The organism is Halorientalis brevis, assembly GCF_042678165.1.
Lineage (GTDB): Archaea > Halobacteriota > Halobacteria > Halobacteriales > Haloarculaceae > Halorientalis > Halorientalis brevis.
Genome location: NZ_JBHUDJ010000006.1, coordinates 230569 through 249625 on the forward strand (window position 1 = coordinate 230569; position 19057 = coordinate 249625).

Annotated in this window: 24 protein-coding genes; 10 read left to right on the plus strand and 14 right to left on the minus strand. The window is 67.2% G+C overall.

The window, feature by feature from the left end:
- Positions 1 to 302 precede the first annotated feature (302 nt).
- Positions 303 to 1058 (plus strand): coenzyme F420-0:L-glutamate ligase, encoded by a 756-nt coding sequence (locus ACFR9U_RS12980; RefSeq protein WP_247380466.1) that lies wholly within the window; start codon positions 303 to 305, stop codon positions 1056 to 1058.
- The gene (locus tag ACFR9U_RS12985) at positions 1055 to 2023 is read left to right on the plus strand and encodes a 5,10-methylenetetrahydromethanopterin reductase (protein WP_247380464.1); all 969 of its coding nucleotides are present in this window, start codon (positions 1055 to 1057) and stop codon (positions 2021 to 2023) included. The genes ACFR9U_RS12980 and ACFR9U_RS12985 overlap by 4 nt, the downstream gene beginning before the upstream one ends.
- Here ACFR9U_RS12985 and ACFR9U_RS12990 read toward each other — a convergent pair.
- Complete coding sequence (locus ACFR9U_RS12990) at positions 1995 to 2198, minus strand: hypothetical protein (protein ID WP_247380462.1); 204 nt, start codon at positions 2196 to 2198, stop codon at positions 1995 to 1997. The genes ACFR9U_RS12985 and ACFR9U_RS12990 overlap by 29 nt on opposite strands.
- An 88-nt stretch (positions 2199 to 2286) precedes the next feature.
- Between ACFR9U_RS12990 and ACFR9U_RS12995 the strand changes: the two genes are divergently transcribed.
- The 5 genes from ACFR9U_RS12995 (at position 2287) to yciH (ending at position 7321) form a co-directional block, all read left to right on the plus strand.
- The gene (locus ACFR9U_RS12995; protein ID WP_247380460.1) at positions 2287 to 2562 is read left to right on the plus strand and encodes a DUF7573 domain-containing protein; all 276 of its coding nucleotides are present in this window, start codon (positions 2287 to 2289) and stop codon (positions 2560 to 2562) included.
- Between the two features lie 201 nt (positions 2563 to 2763).
- Positions 2764 to 3726 carry an AAA family ATPase gene (locus ACFR9U_RS13000; protein WP_247380458.1) on the plus strand — a complete coding sequence of 321 codons (963 nt, stop codon included), beginning with the start codon at positions 2764 to 2766 and terminating at the stop codon, positions 3724 to 3726.
- Positions 3723 to 4724, plus strand: a complete 1002-nt coding sequence (locus ACFR9U_RS13005; protein ID WP_247380456.1) for a DUF58 domain-containing protein — start codon at positions 3723 to 3725, stop codon at positions 4722 to 4724. Before ACFR9U_RS13000 ends, ACFR9U_RS13005 begins: the two co-directional genes overlap by 4 nt.
- The gene (locus ACFR9U_RS13010; RefSeq protein WP_247380454.1) at positions 4721 to 6934 is read left to right on the plus strand and encodes a transglutaminase TgpA family protein; all 2214 of its coding nucleotides are present in this window, start codon (positions 4721 to 4723) and stop codon (positions 6932 to 6934) included. Before ACFR9U_RS13005 ends, ACFR9U_RS13010 begins: the two co-directional genes overlap by 4 nt.
- Positions 6935 to 7027: 93 nt before the next feature.
- Positions 7028 to 7321, plus strand: coding sequence for a stress response translation initiation inhibitor YciH (yciH, locus tag ACFR9U_RS13015; RefSeq protein ID WP_136716721.1), 294 nt, complete (start codon positions 7028 to 7030; stop codon positions 7319 to 7321).
- Positions 7322 to 7370: 49 nt separating this feature from the next.
- Here yciH and ACFR9U_RS13020 read toward each other — a convergent pair whose 3' ends face one another.
- The 7 genes from ACFR9U_RS13020 to engB form a co-directional block, all read right to left on the minus strand.
- Positions 7371 to 7733 (minus strand): rhodanese-like domain-containing protein, encoded by a 363-nt coding sequence (locus ACFR9U_RS13020; protein ID WP_247380451.1) that lies wholly within the window; start codon positions 7731 to 7733, stop codon positions 7371 to 7373.
- Positions 7733 to 8362 carry an NUDIX hydrolase gene (locus ACFR9U_RS13025; RefSeq protein ID WP_247380449.1) on the minus strand — a complete coding sequence of 210 codons (630 nt, stop codon included), beginning with the start codon at positions 8360 to 8362 and terminating at the stop codon, positions 7733 to 7735. Before ACFR9U_RS13025 ends, ACFR9U_RS13020 begins: the two co-directional genes overlap by 1 nt.
- Entirely contained in the window at positions 8359 to 8757 is a 399-nt protein-coding gene (locus ACFR9U_RS13030; RefSeq protein WP_247380447.1) for a hypothetical protein, read from the minus strand. Before ACFR9U_RS13030 ends, ACFR9U_RS13025 begins: the two co-directional genes overlap by 4 nt.
- A 51-nt stretch (positions 8758 to 8808) precedes the next feature.
- Positions 8809 to 9237: a DUF5809 family protein gene (locus ACFR9U_RS13035; protein WP_247380446.1), complete on the minus strand. Its 429-nt coding sequence runs from the start codon at positions 9235 to 9237 to the stop codon at positions 8809 to 8811.
- A 24-nt stretch (positions 9238 to 9261) separates the two neighbouring features.
- Complete coding sequence (locus ACFR9U_RS13040) at positions 9262 to 9729, minus strand: DUF5810 domain-containing protein (RefSeq protein WP_247380443.1); 468 nt, start codon at positions 9727 to 9729, stop codon at positions 9262 to 9264.
- A gap of 28 nt (positions 9730 to 9757) precedes the next feature.
- A complete protein-coding gene (gene rimI / locus ACFR9U_RS13045; RefSeq protein WP_247380441.1) occupies positions 9758 to 10243 on the minus strand; it encodes a ribosomal protein S18-alanine N-acetyltransferase in 486 nt (161 codons plus the stop codon).
- Positions 10244 to 10516: 273 nt separating this feature from the next.
- The gene (engB, locus tag ACFR9U_RS13050; protein ID WP_247380439.1) at positions 10517 to 11134 is read right to left on the minus strand and encodes a GTP-binding protein EngB; all 618 of its coding nucleotides are present in this window, start codon (positions 11132 to 11134) and stop codon (positions 10517 to 10519) included.
- Positions 11135 to 11298: 164 nt separating this feature from the next.
- Between engB and ACFR9U_RS13055 the strand changes: the two genes are divergently transcribed.
- Together ACFR9U_RS13055 and ACFR9U_RS13060 are read left to right on the plus strand one after the other, a co-directional pair.
- Entirely contained in the window at positions 11299 to 12528 is a 1230-nt protein-coding gene (locus ACFR9U_RS13055; RefSeq protein WP_247380437.1) for a cytochrome P450, read from the plus strand.
- Positions 12529 to 12600: 72 nt separating this feature from the next.
- Positions 12601 to 13893: a TIGR00341 family protein gene (locus ACFR9U_RS13060; protein WP_247380435.1), complete on the plus strand. Its 1293-nt coding sequence runs from the start codon at positions 12601 to 12603 to the stop codon at positions 13891 to 13893.
- A gap of 3 nt (positions 13894 to 13896) precedes the next feature.
- On the opposite strand, the gene ACFR9U_RS13065 is transcribed toward ACFR9U_RS13060, so the two are convergent.
- A complete protein-coding gene (locus ACFR9U_RS13065) occupies positions 13897 to 14862 on the minus strand; it encodes an NOG1 family protein (RefSeq protein ID WP_247380432.1) in 966 nt (321 codons plus the stop codon).
- Between the two features lie 150 nt (positions 14863 to 15012).
- Between ACFR9U_RS13065 and ACFR9U_RS13070 the strand changes: the two genes are divergently transcribed.
- A complete protein-coding gene (locus ACFR9U_RS13070; RefSeq protein ID WP_247380431.1) occupies positions 15013 to 15375 on the plus strand; it encodes a DUF5518 domain-containing protein in 363 nt (120 codons plus the stop codon).
- 30 nt (positions 15376 to 15405) lie between these two features.
- Here ACFR9U_RS13070 and ACFR9U_RS13075 read toward each other — a convergent pair whose 3' ends face one another.
- From ACFR9U_RS13075 to ACFR9U_RS13095, 5 genes are all read right to left on the minus strand, one after another.
- The gene (locus ACFR9U_RS13075) at positions 15406 to 16662 is read right to left on the minus strand and encodes a Glu/Leu/Phe/Val family dehydrogenase (RefSeq protein ID WP_247380429.1); all 1257 of its coding nucleotides are present in this window, start codon (positions 16660 to 16662) and stop codon (positions 15406 to 15408) included.
- A 308-nt stretch (positions 16663 to 16970) separates the two neighbouring features.
- A complete protein-coding gene (gene hisE, locus ACFR9U_RS13080; RefSeq protein WP_247380427.1) occupies positions 16971 to 17264 on the minus strand; it encodes a phosphoribosyl-ATP diphosphatase in 294 nt (97 codons plus the stop codon).
- Positions 17265 to 17621: 357 nt separating this feature from the next.
- Positions 17622 to 18068, minus strand: a complete 447-nt coding sequence (locus ACFR9U_RS13085) for a bifunctional nuclease family protein (RefSeq protein WP_247380425.1) — start codon at positions 18066 to 18068, stop codon at positions 17622 to 17624.
- Positions 18069 to 18136: 68 nt separating this feature from the next.
- Positions 18137 to 18727, minus strand: a complete 591-nt coding sequence (pdxT, locus tag ACFR9U_RS13090) for a pyridoxal 5'-phosphate synthase glutaminase subunit PdxT (RefSeq protein WP_247380423.1) — start codon at positions 18725 to 18727, stop codon at positions 18137 to 18139.
- A gap of 87 nt (positions 18728 to 18814) precedes the next feature.
- Entirely contained in the window at positions 18815 to 18937 is a 123-nt protein-coding gene (locus ACFR9U_RS13095) for a hypothetical protein (RefSeq protein WP_282594366.1), read from the minus strand.
- Positions 18938 to 19057: the final 120 nt, after the last annotated feature.

Consider the following 19057-nt stretch of genomic DNA (forward strand, 5'->3'; position numbering starts at 1 on the left):
CCGTGCACTCGATAGTTCGCCAGTTCCGCCACTTCAATCTATTGTCCACACCTGATATATCCCCCCGCGACAATAGCCGGTCATTTTTATACAGAATATAAAAAGACCCACCCATATTCGGATTTAAGATACCTGAGAGTTACGGCCACAGATGTCCGGGTGTTTATGCCGTCGGCACCTCGGTGCCGGCGCCAGACCGGTCCGTCGAACCCACCGCGCGCACAGATCCGGAAATTGTTGCCTATTTTGGCCGACATTGCTCCTAACGCGGTCCTTTTTGGTGGCCACTCCGCAGTGAGGGTATGGAAGTGTTCGCGGTTCCGGGGCTCCCGGAGGTCGAGGCGGGCGACGACCTGGCCAGTCTCGTCGACGAGCGCGTCCGCCTCCGGTCTGACGACGTCGTCGTCGTGGCGAGTACGGTCGTCTCGAAGGCCGAGGGACGACGAGCGTCGCTCGACGACTTCGCCGCGGGCGACCGGGCCGAGGCCATCGCCGCCCGGCTGGAGCGCGTGACCGGCGAGTCGAAGGACCCGCGGTTCGCCCAGGCCGTGATCGAGGAGAGCGCGGACCTGCTGATGGAGGCTCCGTTCCTGTTGACGCGGACGCGGTTCGGCCACACGACCGTCAACGCGGGCATCGACCGCTCGAACGTGCCTGACGCGGACCTGCTCTTGCTCCCCGAGGACCCGAGCGCGAGCGCCGAAGCGCTCCATCGCGATCTCGGCGTCCCGGTCGTCGTGACGGACACGTCGGGCCGCCCGTTCCGACACGGCCAGCGCGGGGTCGCGCTCGGTTGGGCGGGCATGCCCGCGAGCCGCGACTGGCGGGGCGAACGCGACCGCGACGGTCGCGAACTCGACGTGACCGTCCAGTCAGTGGTCGACGAACTGGCCGCCGCGAGCAACCTCGTCGCCGGCGAGGGTGCGGGCGGAACGCCCGTGACCGTCGTTCGCGACTGGGCGTTCGGCGACCACGCGGGCAGCGACGAACTGTACCGCGACCTGGACGGCGACTTCGTGCAGCAGGCACTCCGCGAGTGGCAGTACCAAGACTCATGAAAGCGATCGAACTCACCCCGGAACATCCAGTCGAAGAGCTCACCGAACTCGCAGTCACGGCAGAGGAGGCGGATTTCGACGCCGTCTTCGCGGCCTGCCACTACTTCAACCGCGACCCGTTCGTGACGCTGTCGCGGATCGCCGACGCGACCGACGAGGTCGCGCTCGGCCCGGCGGCGGCCAACCCCTACGACAGCCATCCGCTGACGCTTGCCTCGCGGGTCGCGACCCTCCAGGAAGTCAGCGACGGCCGCGCGGTCATGGGCGTCGGCCCGGGCGACCGGTCGACGCTCTCCTCGCTCGGCGTCGAGCGCGAGAAGCCGCTCCGCAGAGTACTGGAGACGTTCAAGACCGCCCAGGACCTCTGGGCCGGCGAGTCCGTCGACCTCGACGGCACCTTCACCGCCAACGACGCGGCCCTGGAGTACGAGGTGCCCGGCACGATTCCGGTGTACGTCGGTGCCCAGGGACCGCACATGATACGGATGGCAGCCAAACACGCCGACGGCGTCCTCTACAACGGGTCGCACCCGCGAGACTTCGCGTGGGCGGCCGAGCAGGTCGAGAAAGGCCTGGAGGAACGGCCAGACGAGCGCGGCGAGTTCGACTTCGCGGCCTACGCCAGCGTCAGCGTCGCCGAGGACGAGGAAGCGGCCCGAGAGGCTGCCAGACCGCCGGTCGCGTTCATCGCCGGCGGTGCCGCGCCACCAGTGTTAGATCGACACGATCTGGACAGCGAGCGAGCGACCGAGGTCGGCCAGGCCATCGAAGCCGGCGAGTTCAGCGAGGCGTTCGGACTGGTGACCGAGGAGATGATCGACGCGTTCTGCATCGCTGGGACGCAAACGCAGGTCGAAGAACAGATGGCTGCCGTCCGGGAGTACGTCGACAGCTTCGTCGTCGGGTCGCCGCTCGGACCGGACCTGGCGGACGCGATCAGGCTTGCCGGGCAGGCCCTTCGCTGACCTCGGGCGTCACGAGGTCGACGACTGCCCCGAGCGTGAGGTACGTGAACGCCAGCACGGAGCCGCCGACGAACAGCGACCCGAACAGGATGAGGATGGCGCTCAGGGGGTCCGACAGCGCGATGTTCGTGAACTCGGTGATCATCGTCGTAACGTTGCCGATGAGGTCGACCATACTCGGCGGTTGCGAGCGCTGGTACTTGGTTCTCGTGGTTGCGGGCTGTCCCGCTACCCCTAAGGTCGCGGCCGTTCGAGAACGGCGCATGGACGACGCATCGCTGGACGATTTCATGTCAGACGGCGACGAGTCCGACGCCGGCGACGACCCGGCGGCTGCCGACCCGGGTCCCGACACGACGTCGGACACCGAGGACGACAGTGGGGACGTCCCGGCAGTCGGCGCGGCCGACGTCGACCCGGCGGTCTCGACCTACGCGTGGAGCGACGACGCCGCGACGTGTGGCGCGTGCGGGGAGCCGGTCGAGCGGCGCTGGCGTGACGGGGACCAGCTGGTCTGTGCTGACTGTAAGGACTGGTGAGGACTGGGTCGAGGGGTGCAGTGACCGGGAGCATTAGGTAGTGCAACCCCATTGACTACCCGTGAGTGCAGCTACCAGGTGTGGTGGGACCGGTGGAACCGCCGGTATCGCGTCTCGGTCACTGGTGAGGGGAAAACACTTGTTCCTCGCGCCGACACGTCCGAGCGACCGCCCTCCAGGAGCCAACCCCGCGAGTTAGCCATGACTGATGCAGACACATCGAGCGCCGGAGCCCGAGCCGACGAATCCGTCGAGGAAGCCGGTGCACTGGCCCGCCGCGTCGCAGCGAACGTCGAACAGGTGATCGTCGGCCACCGCGACGAGATCGAACACATCCTGACCGCCCTCCTCGGTCGCGGCCACGTCCTCCTCGAGGACGTACCCGGCGTGGGCAAGACGATGCTCGCGAAGTCCATCGCCGCCTCCTTCGACGGGTCGTTCAAACGCGTCCAGTTCACGCCGGACCTGCTTCCCACCGACATCACCGGCGTCAACGTCTTCAACCAGAAGACACAGGAGTTCGACTTCCGCCCCGGCCCCGTGTTCGCCAACGTCGTGCTGGGCGACGAGATCAACCGGGCGCCCCCGAAGACCCAGAGCGCCCTGCTGGAAGCCATGGAGGAGGAGCAGGTCACCGTCGACGGGGACACCCACGAGATGCCCTCGCCGTTCACGGTGATCGCGACCCAGAACACCGTCGAACGCGACCGGACCTACGAGTTGCCGATGGCGGAGCTCGACCGGTTCATGAAGAAACTCCATCTCGGGTATCCGGGCCAGGACGAGGAGGCGGCGATGCTCGACCGCGTCGTCGGCGACCATCCCATCGAGGAACTCTCGTCGGTCGCGACGCTCGACGACCTCCGAGACGCGCGCGATGCGGTCTCGAACGTCACCGTCGAGAAAGCCGTCCGCGAGTACGTCACCCGGCTGTCGGGCTACACGCGCGAGCACGCTCAACTCGGCGTGAGTCCCCGCGGGTCGATCGCCCTGCTGCGGGCCGCACAGGCCCGCGCAGCGCTGGCCGGTCGCGCCTACGTCGTCCCCGACGACGTCCAGGCGGAAGCGCGGGTCGTCATGCCCCACCGGGTCCAGACGACGACCGCCGAAACCACCGGCCAGGACGTCGTCTCGGCCGCACTGGACACCGTCGCCGTCGAATGACGCTGCGTCCGACAGTCCGCGGCGTCGGGGTCGCCGTGGTCGCCGGCGGCGCCATCGGAATGGCGTCGGCCGCCGGGCCGCGAGCGCTGAACGCCATCGCAGCGCCCGCGCTCGTCGCACTGCTCGCGGGCGCCGTCCAGATCATCCTGGCCGACGTCCCCGACGTCGACCGGTCCGCACCAGCTGCCGGCTTCGCCGGGGAGCGACGAACAGTCACGCTCGACGTCGCGGGCAGCGGCGTCGCGCGGCTCACCGACCGACTTCCCGGCGGCGTCGCAGCCGTCAGTCCCGCAGTGAAAGCGACGTTGCCGGCGACCGTCAGCTACGAGGTCGAACTCCGGTCACGCGGGGAGTGGACGCTCGGGCCGCCCGAAATCGTCATGACCGACGTACTGGGGCTGTTCGTCCGGACGGCGACCCCCGAAGCGACGACGACCGCTCTCGTGTATCCAGACGTGTACGACCTGCGGGGCGACGACGCGTTTGCGGGGCTGTTCACGCACGGAACGTCGAACGACCGGCAGGCGTTCGACAGCATCCGCGAGTACGCGCCGGGCGACCCGTTGCGCGACGTCCACTGGAAGTCGAGCGCCAAGCGCGAAGCCGACGAACTGGTCGTCAAGCAGTTCGTCGCCGAGGAGACGACCGAGGAGTTCCACGTCGTCGCCAGCGCCGCCCCGGGCCACGCCGACGCGATGGCGTCGGGCGCCGCGAGCGTCGCGCTCCTCGGGCTGCAGGCCGGGCTCTCGGTCGCAGTCACCTGTCCCGCCGGCGAGGTCCAGCCCGGACGCGGCGACGCGCATCGCCGCCACGTTCTCGAACTGCTCGCTCGGACCGAGGCCGGCGACGTGCGCAAACAGGCTCGCGAACGCGCGGACGCGGCGGTGACCGCCGACGGCGACGGCGTGATCGTGACGGTCGGCGACCAGGAGCACGCGCTCGACGTCGAACCGGAGCGCCGTCGGACCGCGGTCGCCGATGGGGGTGACCGCCGATGAGTACCGAGACGGGGCCGGAGAGCGTGAGTCAGACAGCCGACGACGAGAGCGCGACCGCGAGCTGGCTCTCGCCGCGTCGATTGGCGCTGGCGTCGGCGGGGACGCTCGTGTTCTCGTTCGTCGTCGCGCTGTACGAGATCATCGAGGTCGTCGGCGAGCCGGACGCGTTCCTGCTGGTCGTCGGCGGGTCGCTGGTCTTTGCAACGTTGCTCTCGCGGGTCCTCCGAGAGGAGATCGCGTTCGTCATCGGGGCGGTGTTGCTCGTCGGGGGCATCTGGTCGTACGCGTCCGCGCTGGGCGTGGACGTGTTCGCGATGCAGGACCCCATCATCAGCGACGTCATGTCGCTGTTGACCGGGCTGTCGGTGCTCCGACTGGAGAAAATCGAGTTGTGGGTGCTGGGCGTGACGCCGGCGCCCGTGTTCCTGACGTGGTACCTGGCGATGCGACGGCGCTACGTGGCGGCCGTCGTCGCCGGCGGCGCGACGCTGACGTTTTTCGTCCTCACCGGTGACGTCGGGACGACCATCGCCCTGTTCGGCGTCCTCGGTGCGGCGGGAACGATCGGCTTCGGCCGGCTCGAACGGTTCGGGGGCGACCACTCCACGACGGACGTGCTGGCCGTCGTCCTCGCCGCGATGGTCGTCCTGACCGTGACCGTCAGCGTCGTTCCGGGCGGATCGGGGCAGCCGTTTCAGCTGTTCGGGAAGGGCGGCGATCGCACGATCGAAGCGAGCCTGATGAACTCGGATCAGCGCCTCACCATTCAGGGGAGCATCGAACTCTCGCCGAAGGCCCGGTTCACCGTCGAGAGCGACGAGCGCGCATACTGGCGCGTCGCCGCCTACAATCGCTACACGGGCGACGGCTGGGTCAGGAGCGGGTCGTCACAGAAGTACCCGGGGCAGTTGCCGAACCCACCGGGACGGTACGAGACGATCGAACAGCGGTACGTCGTCGAGTCCCGGCTCAACGCGATGCCGGCAGCGTGGCGGCCGGTGCGGGTCTCGGAGACGGACAACGCGCGCGTCTCGGCGCTGGCCGGACTCAGGCCGGCGACGCCGTTCACCGCCGGCGACAGCTACCGCGTGACGAGCCGACGACCGGCCCCGACCACGGCCGAACTCGAAGCGGCCGGCGACGACTACCCGGAGGGGCTCGAAGACCGCTACACGCAACTGCCAGCCACCATCCCCGACCGGGTTGACGAGCGCGCCGACCGCATCACGGCGGACGCCGACACTCCCTACGAGGCGGCCACGCGGATCGAACAGCACCTCGAAGACAACAAGGCGTACTCCCTGGACGTCGAGCGGCCGGACGGCAACATCGCCGATTCGTTCCTCTTCGAGATGAACGAGGGGTACTGCACCTACTACGCGACGACGATGGCGACGATGCTGCGCACTCAGGACATTCCGGCGCGGTTCGTCACCGGCTACACGCCCGGGGAGAAGACCGCCGAAGACGAGTACGTGGTGCGCGGCCTGGACTCACACGCCTGGGTCGAGGTCTACTTCCCCGAGATCGGCTGGGTGAAGTTCGACCCGACGCCGGCCGGCCCGCGAAGCGACGCCGAGCAACAGCGCCTCGAGGAGGCGGGCGTCTCCAACGACGCCGACATCGACATCGACGACGAGGACGACGACACCGACACGCCGACCGACACCCCGGATCGACGGACCGCGGACACGCCCACGCCGGCGGGGCCGATCACGCCCACCAGTCCCCCTGGGTGGCAGTCGACCACCCAGTCGGGCGACGATCGGACCACCGAGCCCGAGACGACGGCGCCGGACCGGGAGGACGGCGGGCTCTCGCTCCCGGAGCCGCCGTCACGCGAGCAGTTGGCGCTCGCGCTCGTCGTCGTGGCCGGGCTCGCAGCGGGGGTCCGCCGCACGGGCGCGGCCGAACGGGCGTATCGCGCGGTGTGGCTTCGCTGGCAGCCCCGTTCCGACCCGGCGAGTGACGTCGAGCGCGCGTTCGCGCGCCTCGAGTACGTCCTGGCACGGGAGCATCGGCCGCGGCGGCCCGGCGAAACGCCGCGACAGTACCTCGCGGCGATCGGTGCCGACCCGCGCGTCGAGCAAGTGTACGACTGCTACGAGCGCGCACGCTACGCCGGCGAGACGACCGAGCAGGTCGCCGACCGGGCGGTCGAGCTGGTGAACGAAGTAGTCAGCGACCGGGTCGGACCCTTCGGGAACTGAACACGAAATCCGGTCGTCTCGGCGACGAAACCCGCTGTGGCGTCCGGTCACCCGACAGTATTTAATAGGTAGATTTCGTAGGGTCGGCCTGTAATGTCGGAAGTCTGCTCGACGTGCGGGCTGCCCGAGGAGCTCTGCGTCTGCGAGGACGTCGCGAAAGAGTCCCAGGAGATCAGCATCCGCATCGACGAGCGCCGATACGGGAAAGAGGTAACGGTCATCGAAGGGTTCGACCCCAAGGACGTGGACATGGACAGCCTGTCCTCGGACTTGAAATCGAAGTTCGCCTGCGGGGGAACGGTCGAAGACGACCAAATCGAGCTCCAGGGCAATCACACCGGGCGCGTCGAGGATTTCCTCCGCGAGAAGGGATTCAACGTCGCCTGATCTCTCTGTCTCCCGGCCGACTCGCCGGTCCGGGTATCACCATCTAAACTCAGAACGGAGCCGACGGCCCCTCGTCGGGTTCCGAGTCCGAACCGCCGTCAGCGGTTGCCACGGGGCCGTCCCACGCTTCGAGTCCGCCCGCGAGGCTGACGGCCGTCCCGTCGTCGATACCTTCGTAGGAATTGATGAGCCGAGCGGCCTGAATGCTCGATTTGCCGTGGGGGCACACCGTGACGATGCGGTCGGCGTCCGCGAGCCGGTCGACCTGCGTCGCCAGTTGCTGTAGCGGGAGGTTCTCGCTGTCGGGGATGTGGCCGTGGCGGAACCCGTGGGGCGAGCGGATGTCGACGATGCGGAGGCCGTCCTCGTCGAGGCGATCCTGGAGTTCCTCGCCGGTGATCTCGTCGACCATCAGAGCAGTCCCTCCGCTTTCGCCAGCAGGATTCCCTCGATGGTGGCGTCGTTGGCGGGGTCGCGGCGGGCGACGTCGAGGGCGTCCTCGACGGGGACGGTCGTCACGTCGAGGAACTCGTTGTCGTCCAGGTCGGTCTCGACCGGTTCCAGCCCCTCGGCGAAGACGATGCCGCGGCGGTGCCGGAGGACGCCGGTCGAACACCAGAACTCTTCGAGCAGGGAGACGCCGGCCGCGTCGAAGCCGGTCTCCTCGCGGAGTTCGCGCGCGCCGGCGGTCGTGTAGGACTCGCCGTCCTCGACGATGCCGGCGGGGAGTTCGAGACACTGCTCGCGGATGGTCGGCCGGAACTGGTCGACCATCACGAGGTGGTCGATGCCCTCGCCGCCGTGTACGCCGGGGCCTTCGACGGTCGCGACGACGACGACCGCTGGCGGGAGATCGGCCCAGTAATAGGACTTCTCGGAGCCGTCGGGCTGTTCGACGCGGTCGTAGCCGCCGGTGTACCACCCGGTGTCGTACTCGGCCTCGGATTCGGTGACCGGCCAGTCGTGGTCCGGGGGCGCGCGAGCGGGCTCGCGGTCGGGATCGAACTGTCCGGGGACGCGGTCGGTATCGTCGTCAGTCACGGTTGTTGTGTAATGTCCAGGCGGTAAACCGTATTGTTCTGTCGGACGTAGACGGTGTCACCGTCGACTGCGCTGGTGTTCCGCTGCGTGAGTGCGTCGCGTTCGTCGAACGGCGAGTGGGTGAACGCGCCCTTGATGCCGATCGGCCCCTTCCAGTAGGGGTCCGACTGGCCGGTCTCGTTGGCGGAGGCGTTGGCCAGCGCACCCGTGGTGTAGGGGTACCGGTCCGGCGCCAGGTCGGCACTGTCGATGGCGGTCCGGTTCTCCGCGACGGGCGTGGCGGTGAGATAGTAGGGATCGCCGCTCTTGAGATAGCTCGGGAGGGCACCGAGCGCGAGCAGGAGCGCGACGACGAGCAGGATGCCGAGAACGAAGTTCCGCGTGACGCGGCGCATACTCGCGGTAGGTGTAGCGAGCGGAAAATCGTGCCGAAATCCACCGTCGCCTCAGGCCGTCTCGGTCACGATCTCGCGGTAGACGCTGCCGAACGCCTGGCGGCGGAGCGTGCCGACGGCGGCCGCCTCGCGGTCCTGGAAGGTGGCGGCGACGACGGTCTCGGCGAACGGGACGGCGTGCCAGACGACGTTGTCGACGTTCTCGCTGCCGATCGTCTCGACTTCGAAGTCGGGGTGGTCATCGCACCAGTCGTCGAACTCCTCGCGGGAACCCACCCGAACTTCGAGCAGCGAGGCGAAGATGGCCTCCCGTGCGGTCTCGACGACGGCACCGGTGACGCGGTCGTCGTACTCGTCCTTGTCGAAGTCCATCGCCTTGGCCACCTCACTGACGGTGGTCTGGGCGGTCGGTCCCACTGCCTCGTACCGGTCGCGCGCCGCGTCGGCGGTCGCCGGTGCGAGCAGTCCCTCGGTGTGCATGGCTGGAAGTGGGCGTCGCTGCCGTTACTCGTTTTCGGCTTCGTCCGCATCCTCGAGCATCCGCTCCGTCATTTCGCGGGCGTCTTCGAGGATGCGTTCGGCGTCGGCGTCGAGTTCCCGGCCCCCCTGGGCGCGTTCTCTGGCGTCGGCGGCGAACTGCGGTTCGTCGTCGAACAGCGCACCCGAGCGTTCGTGGGCGGGGTCCCGGCCGTGCTCGTGATCGTGGTCCGTCGCGTCGCCGGACTGCGTCCGGCTGCTCGTCGACCGTCGGTCGACGGTGTCCTCGAACACCTGAGGGTACTCTTTCTCCTCGGCGTGTTCGGTGACGATCGCCGAGAGCGCGTCGGCGTCGCGCTCGCTCCAGTCTGGGGCGTGCTCGTCGAGCCACGCCTCGTGGTCGGCGTCGCCCAGCATCGCTGTGAACGCGAGGTGGTTCGCGAGGTGTTCGGCGTCGGCCTGGGGGTCGTCACACACCGGACAGGCGTATCCCATACTCGCGGGAAGGGTGCGAAAACAGAAATCAGTTGTCAACGGTGAGGTCCGCGAGCATCACGAGGGCATCCTCGCCGTTGTCGTAGTACCGGGGAATCGTCCGGGCGTGCTCGAAGCCGAACGTCTCGTACAGCGAGCGTGCCGTGTCGTTGGACTCCCGCACTTCGAGTTTCACCGAATCGATTCCCTGGGCTGCCAGCACGCCGATCGCCCGCTCCAGCAGCAACGAGCCGATCCCCTCACCGCGGTGGTCGGGATGGACGGCGATGTCTTTGATGTGGCCCAGCGGCCGCCCGTGGTTCGGGACCGCGTCGGCGACCACGTAGCCCGCGATTCCGGGGCCGAGTTCCGCGACGAGAAAACCCGGTTCGTCGACGTAACGCTCGAACGCAGCGAACGGCCACGGTTGCGGGAACGAAGCCTTCTCGATCCGGAAGATCGCCAGCAGGTCAGCCGTTACCGCCGTCCGGACCGTCGGCGAAGCGGGGTCCGACTCGGATGCGGGCGTCGTCACACGCGGGGCTACGACACCCACCCACTAAGCCCCATCGGCCGTTCCACCCCCATCCGGGGTGTGAACTAGCCGAAACGTTGAATATTATCAAGTATGAATATCCGCGTGCACCCTCGTTTCGGGTGCCACCCCCAACACCCCTCTACCCCCGTTTTCCACGCTACGAGCGCTAGCTGTAACTATTCCAGCCACCAGCACGGACAGCGAGAGATCGTCCGAACGGTTCTGTTTTCGTTGTTGATAATCAAAGGGCGGGCGACAGGCGCGGGACTCTCAGAAGAACTGCAGCAGGTCGTCGCGTTGCTGCTCGTGGAGGTGGTCCCGGACGGCGTCGGTGAGCGGCTCGATACTGCCGCGTTTGGCCGTGATGGGAGCGATCGTGTCCTGCCACTGCTTCCAGGGCGGGTAGAGTCCGAGACGGTCACAGAGCTCGTTCAGTCGCTCGTCGCGGTCGTCGACCTTGTCCATCTTGTTGACCGCGACGACGACGGGGATCTCCAGTTCCCGCAGGAAGTGGAACATCTCCACGTCGTGCGGGATCTCGTCGGGACCGGAGTGACGGTCGATGATGTCGATGACCGACTTCCCGTCGACGACGAGGACGGCAGCGAGGATCTTCTCGGCGTGTTCCTCCAGGTAGCGGACGATGTCCGTCTTGATCTCTTCGCGAACGTCGTCGGGGACGCCCGACATGAAACCGAAACCCGGGAGGTCCGTGATGACGAAATCCTCGCTGGTCCAGTCGTAGTGGTTCGGTTGGCGGGTCACGCCGGGGCGCTGGCCGGTATCGAACGTGTGGCCGGTCAGTTCGCGCATCAACGTCGACTTCCCGACGTTGGACCGTCCGACGAGGACGACTTCGGCACTCCGATCCGGCCGCGACTCGAACATGGGCGCGGCTAGGCGACAGCCGCTGATAAGCGTGGCGAGCGGCGGCCGTCGGGCCCCGATCGGCCGAACTAAGCCGGCCTTACCGACGCCACTCCGGGCTTACTGGAGGCCACCGGGGAGTAACCACTCTATAGTTACACGGCTGGCAGGCCTCCAGTCCGGGGATGGCCGCAGCGACTCAGCGACAGTTCCTCCCGATGCCGGCTGCGCTCTCGTCGCGCGCGGCGCGACTTGAGCCGTTCGACTGGTACCGGGAGATGCGAACCGAGGCACCGGTCCGGTACGACGACGACCGTCAAGTCTGGGACGTCTTCAGATACGACGACACGAAGCGGGTACTCGCCGACACCGAGTCGTTCTCCTCGGACGTCGCCAGAGCGGACGTGTTCGAGTTCCCCGACGAGGACCTGTTCAGGCCGCTCCAGCGAAGCATCCTCCGGAGCGACCCGCCCCGTCACACCTGGTTGCGGGACGTCGTCGACGATCAGTTCCAGCCCGGCGCGATCGGCGCGCTCGCACCCCACGTCAGAGAGATCGCCGACGAGTTACTCGACGAGCGGCTGGCCGACGGCGAGATGGACGTCGTCGAGGACCTGGCGTATCCGCTTCCGGTCATCGTCATCGCGGAGTTGCTCGGAGTCCCGGCCGACGACCGCGACCGGTTCAAGCAGTGGTCTGACGTGCTGGTCGCCGACGTCAGCGCCGCCGCCGACCCACAGACGATCATCGAACGCCAGGAGGAGACGATCCGCGAGCTCCGGGCGTACTTCGAGGACCTCATCAAACAGCGCCGCGCGATCCCCGAGGACGATCTGATCACTCACATCGCGACGACCGACCCCGACGGCCACCGCCTGACCGACGAAGACGTCCTGGGGTACTGCATCCTGCTGCTCGTCGCCGGCAACGTCACGACCACAAACCTCATCGGGAACGCCATTCGCTGTTTTGACGAGCGGCCGGAGCTGTACGACGAACTCGCGGCCGACCGGGACGTGCTCGCGGCAGCGATCGAGGAGGTGTTGCGCTACCGGTCGCCGGTTCAGGCGCTCTCGCGCGTGGCGACGACCGACGTGGAACTCCGCGGCGAGACGATCGAAAGTGGGGACCTGGTCGTCACCTGGCTCGGGTCGGCCAACCGCGACGAGTCCCAGTTCGACGACCCCGACGAGTTCCAGCCGGAGCGGCGCCCGAACCAGCACATCGCCTTCGGCCACGGCGTCCACTTCTGTCTGGGGGCCCCGCTAGCTCGGCTCGAAGCTCGCATCAGTCTGGGGCGGCTGCTCGACCGCGCCGAGGGGATCCAGTGCGTCGCCGAGGAGAGGCCCCCGGTGTCGAGTTCCTTCCTCCACGGCGTCGAGCAGTTGCCGATCCGCTTCGAATCGGTCGAGTGATCCCGAGCGGCGGCGCGGAGCGATCGCGGCGTAGTCCCCCACGTATTTGCCGCCGCCGTGCGAGAGGCGAGTGTGCGGCTCCTCCAGGTCACCATTCCGACGGGGAAGCGCGACGCAGTGCTCACCGCGCTCGACGACGAGGGCGTCGACTACGTCGTCACTGACGAGACCAGCGGCCGGGAGTACACCGCCATCGTCTACGCACCGGTGCCGACCCCAGCAGTCGAGCCGATCCTCGAACGGCTTCGGGAGGCCGGCATCGACGAGCAGGCGTACACCGTCGTCATGGAGGCCAGCACGGTCATCTCTCGTCGATTCGAGGAGCTGGAGAGCCACTACGCCGAAGAGGAAGACGAAGACCGCATCGCCCGCGAGGAACTGGAGACGCGAGCCAGCGAACTCGCGCCGACGCTGCGCACCTACGTCGCGATGACGGTCATCAGCGCCGTCATCGCGACGGGGGGACTGTTGCTCGACTCGCCCGCCGTCGTCGTGGGCTCGATGGTCATCGCCCCGCTCATCGGCCCGGCGATGGCCGCCAGCGTCGGAACCGTGATCGACGATCAGGAGCTGTTCGTCAGGGGAGTCAAACTCCAGGTGCTCGGCATGGGCCTCGCCGTCGTCAGTGCCGCCGCGTTCGCTGCGTTCGTCAGATACGCCCACCTCGTTCCACCGGGCATCGAGATCACGTCAGTCCCGGAGATCCAGGAGCGCCTGGCACCGGACTTCCTCTCGCTGGCCATCGCGTTCGGGGCCGGGATCGCGGGGGCGGTAAGTCTCGCGACGGGGATCTCCTCTGCGATCGTCGGCGTGATGATCGCCGTCGCGCTCATCCCGCCGGCCGCGACCGTCGGCATCGGCATCGCCTGGGGACTCCCCATGGTCAGCGTCGGCTCTGGCGTCCTCGCACTGGTCAACGGGCTCTCGATCAACCTCGCCGCGATCGGCGTGCTCTGGTACAACGGCTACCGCCCGGAGCGGTGGTTCCGGTTCGACGAGACGCGCAGTACGATGCTCAAGCGCGTCGCCGTCCTCGTGACCGCCATCGCCGTCCTCTCGCTGTTCCTCGGCGGCGTCACATACAACTCGTACCAGAACGCCGTGACCGAAAACGAGATCCGCGACGACGTGGAGACGGTCCTCGCCGGCACCGAGTCCGCGACGCTCCTATCGACGGAGGTCCAGTTCTCAGATCAGGTGCTGTTGCGACAGCCCGACCGGGTCGTCGTCACCGTCGGCGTCCCCCCGGAGAACGGCGAGCGAGTCAGCGGACTGGCGACCAGGATCGACGCCCGCATCGACCGCACCGTTGGCCGAAACATCGAGACGCAGGTCCGGTACGTGACGACCGAGCAGGGTAACTGAAAACTAGTTCTCGTCGAAGGGGAGTTCCGGCTCGTAGCCGACGGCCTCGACGGCCGCGTCGAGGACGCCCTGGACGTTCTCGCCCTCGGTGACGCTCATGTAGTGGTCGGCGTCGACGTCGCGTGAGCGGTCGCTCTTGTTACAGATCGTCAGCACGGGCACGTCGTCGAACTGCTCGGCGATGGCGTCGCGGAGCTCCAGCTGGGCGTCGAGCGGGAAGCCACACTCGGCGCTGGCGTCGATGAAGACGAGCACCGAGTCGGCGAGGTGTTCGACTGCGCTGACCGCCTGGGACTCGATCTCGTTGCGATCCTCCGGCGGCCGGTCGAGCAGTCCGGGCGTGTCCACGAGCTGGTAGCGGATGTGGTCGCGCTCGATGTGGCCCACCCGGATCTCCGTGGTCGTGAACGGGTAGGATGCCGTCTCGTTGCGCGCGTTCGTGACGTCGTTGACGAACGAGGACTTCCCGACGTTCGGGTAGCCGGCGACGACGATGGTCGGCTCGTCCGGACGGATGTCCGGGACGTCGCGCAGGTCGTCGCGGGCCTCGCTCACGGCCGTGAGGTCGCCCTCGACTTCCTCGACGATGTCGGCGAGACGAGCGAACGCCTGTTTGCGGAGCTTCTTGGCGCCCTCGGCGTCGACGTTCCGGAAGCGGGTCTGGTACTCGTCGCGGATCTCGTCGGCCTTCCGGGAGGCCCAGGTGAGTTCCGAGAGGTGCTGGCGCAGGTCGTCGACGCCCACGATGGCGTCGACGAGTTCGTAGTAGAACGGATCGAGCGTGTCGATGTCGGGCCAGGTCGTGACGACGTTCTCGAGGTTGTCAGAGATGATGTTCGACGCCGTCTGGAGCATCGACTGCTGTGCCTCGTACCCGGATTTCGCTCGCCCCGCGCGGGCCGCCCGGGAGAAGGCCTTGTCGATCAGCTCCTCCGACGTCGGCGTCGTCGGAAGGTCCTCGAGAATCATTTGGTCCTCGTAACAGGGACGGCCATAAAAGGGCGTCCGTTTGGACTCGCCCTGAGAGGGGCCACCGTGCGTGGTCGGCCCACGACCCGCAACCGGGCGGCAACGAGGGTGACAGCGCAGTTTTTCTCCCCAGACGCCCTACGGACGGGTATGACAAACTGGCGCGCCGTCGGCATCGGCTTTCTCGTCAGCATCGTCGCCGGAGTCGTCGCGTTCACGCTGCCCGTCGTTGGCCACATCGGCGCGGGCCTCATCGGCGGGTTCGCGGCGGGCTACGTCGCCGGCGGCGGCATCGGGAACGGCCTCTGGCACGGCCTGCTCGCGGGCGCCATCGGCGGCATCGTCCTCGCGCTGCTGTTCGGCCTGGGCGCCGGCTTCATCGGGACGATCGGTGCCGGCCCCGTCGGCGGCTTCGTCGGCGCGGGCGTGTTCGTCGTCGGCGTCGTCATCGCCGTCGTCCTCGCGCTGGACAGCGCGATCGGCGGTGCCGTCGGGGCGTTGCTCGCGCGGTAGAAAAAAGCGGAAAGCGGAATTATCGCAGCGTCACGGCCACGGGCCGAACTCTTCGGCGGCGGCGTCGACGCGGCCGAGCGCGACGACGTAGGCGGCGACGCGGAGCGTCGAGAGGTCGTGTTCCTCGTAGGCGTCGACGAGGTTCCAGAACTGCTCGACGATGACGTCTTCGAGTTCCTCGTTGACGCGCTGTTCCGTCCAGTGGAAGCGCTGGCGGTTCTGCACCCACTCGAAGTAGGAGACGGTGACACCGCCCGCGTTGGCGAGGATGTCGGGGATCACGATGACGTCTTTCTCGGCGAGCACTTCGTCGGCGTCGGGCGTGATCGGGCCGTTCGCGGCCTCCGAGATCACGTCGGCCTGGACGTCCTCGGCCAGGTCGGCGTCGATGGCGTTGCCCAGCGCGGCGGGCACGAGCAGATCGACGTCCATCGTGAGGAGTTCGTCGTTTGTGATCGCCTCGTCGGCGCCGTGGTAGTCGACGACGCTCCCGGTCTCGCGCTTGAAGTCCTTGACGGCGACCGGATCGAAGCCGTCCTCGCTGTAGATGCCGCCGCTGGAGTCGGAGACGGCGACGACGGTTGCGCCCATCTCGTCGACGAGCTTCGCCGTGATCCACCCGGCGTTCCCGTAGCCCTGGATCGCGACGGTCGCGTCCGCGATGTCCTCGTCGCGGTACTCGAAGGCCTCGCGGGCGGCGAGCACGGTCGAGCGGCCCGTCGCCTCGACGCGACCCTCGCTGCCGCCGTCCTCGATCGCCTTGCCCGTGATGACGCCGGGCTCGGTCGTGTTCTCCAGCGTCTCGTAGGTGTCCTTGATCCAGTTCATCTCCCGCTGGCCAGTGTTGACGTCCGGCGCGGGGATGTCCTTGTCCTCACCGATGAACGGGCGGAGCTCGGTCGCGAACGACCGCGTGACGCGTTCGAGTTCGGTCTCGGAGTACTCGCTCGGGTCGATGACGATGCCGCCTTTCCCGCCGCCGAGCGGGATACCGACGACGGCCGTCTTGTACGCCATCCAGCCGGACAGCGCCTTCACTTCCTGGCGGTTGACGTCCGGGTGGTACCGGATGCCGCCTTTGTACGGCCCGCGGTCACCGTTGAACTGCGACCGGTAGGCACGGAAAATCTCCGTCGAGCCGTCGTCCATCTCCACGGTCAGGTTCGTCTCCAGCACGCGCTCTGGGTTCTTGAGGCGCTGGAGCATGCCGTCCTCGATGTCGACGTACTGTGCCGCGTCGTCGATCTGTTCCTGAAGTGATTCGAATGGGTCGACCTCGTCTGCCATGTTACTACCTGGCAATTTGAACACCCGGGTTAAAAATTAGACGAATCATATGTCATATTCACTCGCGAATACATCATGATTTTGGACGTATGTAAGTCCCTTTGAGACATTATATAATATAATTATGCGGTGTCAGCGGAATGGTCTTATTTTCGTTACTACTTCTCGCGGATAGTATCCGCCAGCGGAACGGTATTGGTCGGACGCGTTGCTCGGAGATGGGGTTGTTGTCAATCAGACACGGGGACGTCGGACGGGCAGGTAGATGAAACGCAGTATCACGGAGTTGATCGTCCGCAGAGCGACCCCTATCGTCGATCGCGCAGTTCCGCTCGCAGCTCTTCCAGATCCATGTCCTTCATCGAGAGCAAGACGAGCATGTGATAGACGATGTCGGCGGCCTCGTGGGCGATCTCCTCGCGGTCGTCGTCCTTGGCAGCGAGGAGGAGTTCCGTCGCTTCCTCGCCGAGTTTCTCCAGCACGGCGTTCTCGCCTTTCTCGTGGGTGAACAGCGAGGCGGTGTAGGAGTCGTCGGGCAGCGTCTCTTTGCGGTCCTCGATGACGGCGAACAGTTCTTCGAGGATGGCGTCGGTGTCGTCCATACCCGCCCCTGCACACTACTGGGCCATGACTTCTTCGCAGGAGCGTCGCGAACCGGCGGTCACAGGGCGGTCGCTCCAGCATCCGCGGCGCCCCCGGCGCCGCGGTTCACGGGACCGAACAGCGAGGGACCGGAGGTCCCTCTGGCAGCCGGACGCAGTCCGGCGACGAAGGGAGGTCCCGCCTGTTTGGTCCACCGGAAGAGCAAGCTCTTCCGAGCTCCCGCTCGCAAGCTCGCGGGAACAGATTTTTTCGAGGGTCACGAGAGCACAGCTCTCGTGAGCAAACCAGAAAACGGAGATTTCTGGTGTGAGTGGTTCGGGCCGCAGGCGCGAACTCGACGAGAAAACGGTGGGTGGTCAGACTTCCATCACTTCGCGAATGTCGTCCAGGTCGTCGAACTCGTCGGGGTCGCGGCCACCCGCCTCGAAGACGTGCTCGGCGATCTCGATGGGGGCGTTCGTTCGCGCCGCGAGCGCCAGGGAATCGCTCGGGCGGGCGTCGACGACGACCCCCTCGCGGGGCGTGGCCAGGTGCAGATCCGCGAGGTACGTCCCGTCGTCGACGTCACTGACGACGACGCGTTCGACGCGGCCGCCGAGTTCCTCCACGATGTCGAGCGTGAGGTCGTGGGTCAGGGGGCGGTCGACGTCCTCCGCGTCCAGTCCGCGAGCGATGCTCGCGGCCTCGTCGAAGCCGATGAAGATAGGGAGGAACTCGGACTCGGCAGCCGTCGTCAGCAGGACGACCGGGACGGGGCCAGTTGGCGTCCCCGCGACCCGGACGCCCTCGATAGACGCGTCCATATCCGGTGCAGGAGATGCGGCGTGAAAAACCCACACCTGTGCGCTCACCTGTCAGCGCGCAGGGACGGCTACGCAGTGACGTGCTCGAAGAAGGCCAGTCCGTGCAGTCGGTGGTCGGTCGTCAGTTCCGGGTGGAAAGAGGTCCCGACGACCGGCCCCTGCTGGACGGCGACGGGACGGCCGTCCCACTCGGCGAGGACCTCGGCCTCGCCCACGTCGTCGATGAGCGGCGCGCGGATGAACACCGCGTGGAACGGGTCGTCGAGCCCCGTCACGTCTAGCGGAGCCTCGAAGCTGTCTTTCTGCCGGCCGAAAGCGTTGCGCTCGACGGAGACGTCCAGCAGGTCCAGCGTCTCGACCCGGTCGTCGTTGGCGTCCGACGAGAGAACGATCAGTCCGGCGCAGGTCGCCAGCACCGGTTTCCCGGCGTCGACGTGGGCCGCGATCTCGGGGGCGATTTCCTCGCGATGGAGAAAGCGGGAGATCGTCGTCGACTCGCCGCCCGGCACCAGGAGCAGATCGCACTCGGGGACGATACCGGCGTGGCGGATCTCGCGGACGTCGGCCTCCTCGTCGTGGGCGCGGGCGGCCGCCCGGATCGCGTCGGCGTGTTCGCTGACGTCGCCCTGAACGGCGACGACGCCTGCCGTGACAGTCATCAGCCGCTGTACGGACGGGAGCGGAAAAACTCCACCGTTTGCCGACGGCTCCCGAACAGCCGGAGCACGCGAGACCAGAAACTCCCCTCAGTCGTCCGCGGGCGTCGGCTCGCCCGACTCGGCGTCAGTCGCCGCCTCGACGTCGGCGTCGTCGTCCTTTGTCGGCGGCGCACTGTACATGATGCCGCGACTGGCGCTGTAGCGTGTCATTATCCCACTGTGTCCGACTCACACACAAAAGGATGCCCCTAAGTCGGATTTATAGAGTATAATGATTATTCGGCATCGGCCGATTACCAGAGTGCATACTGACGGCGAGGAGCCAAAGCG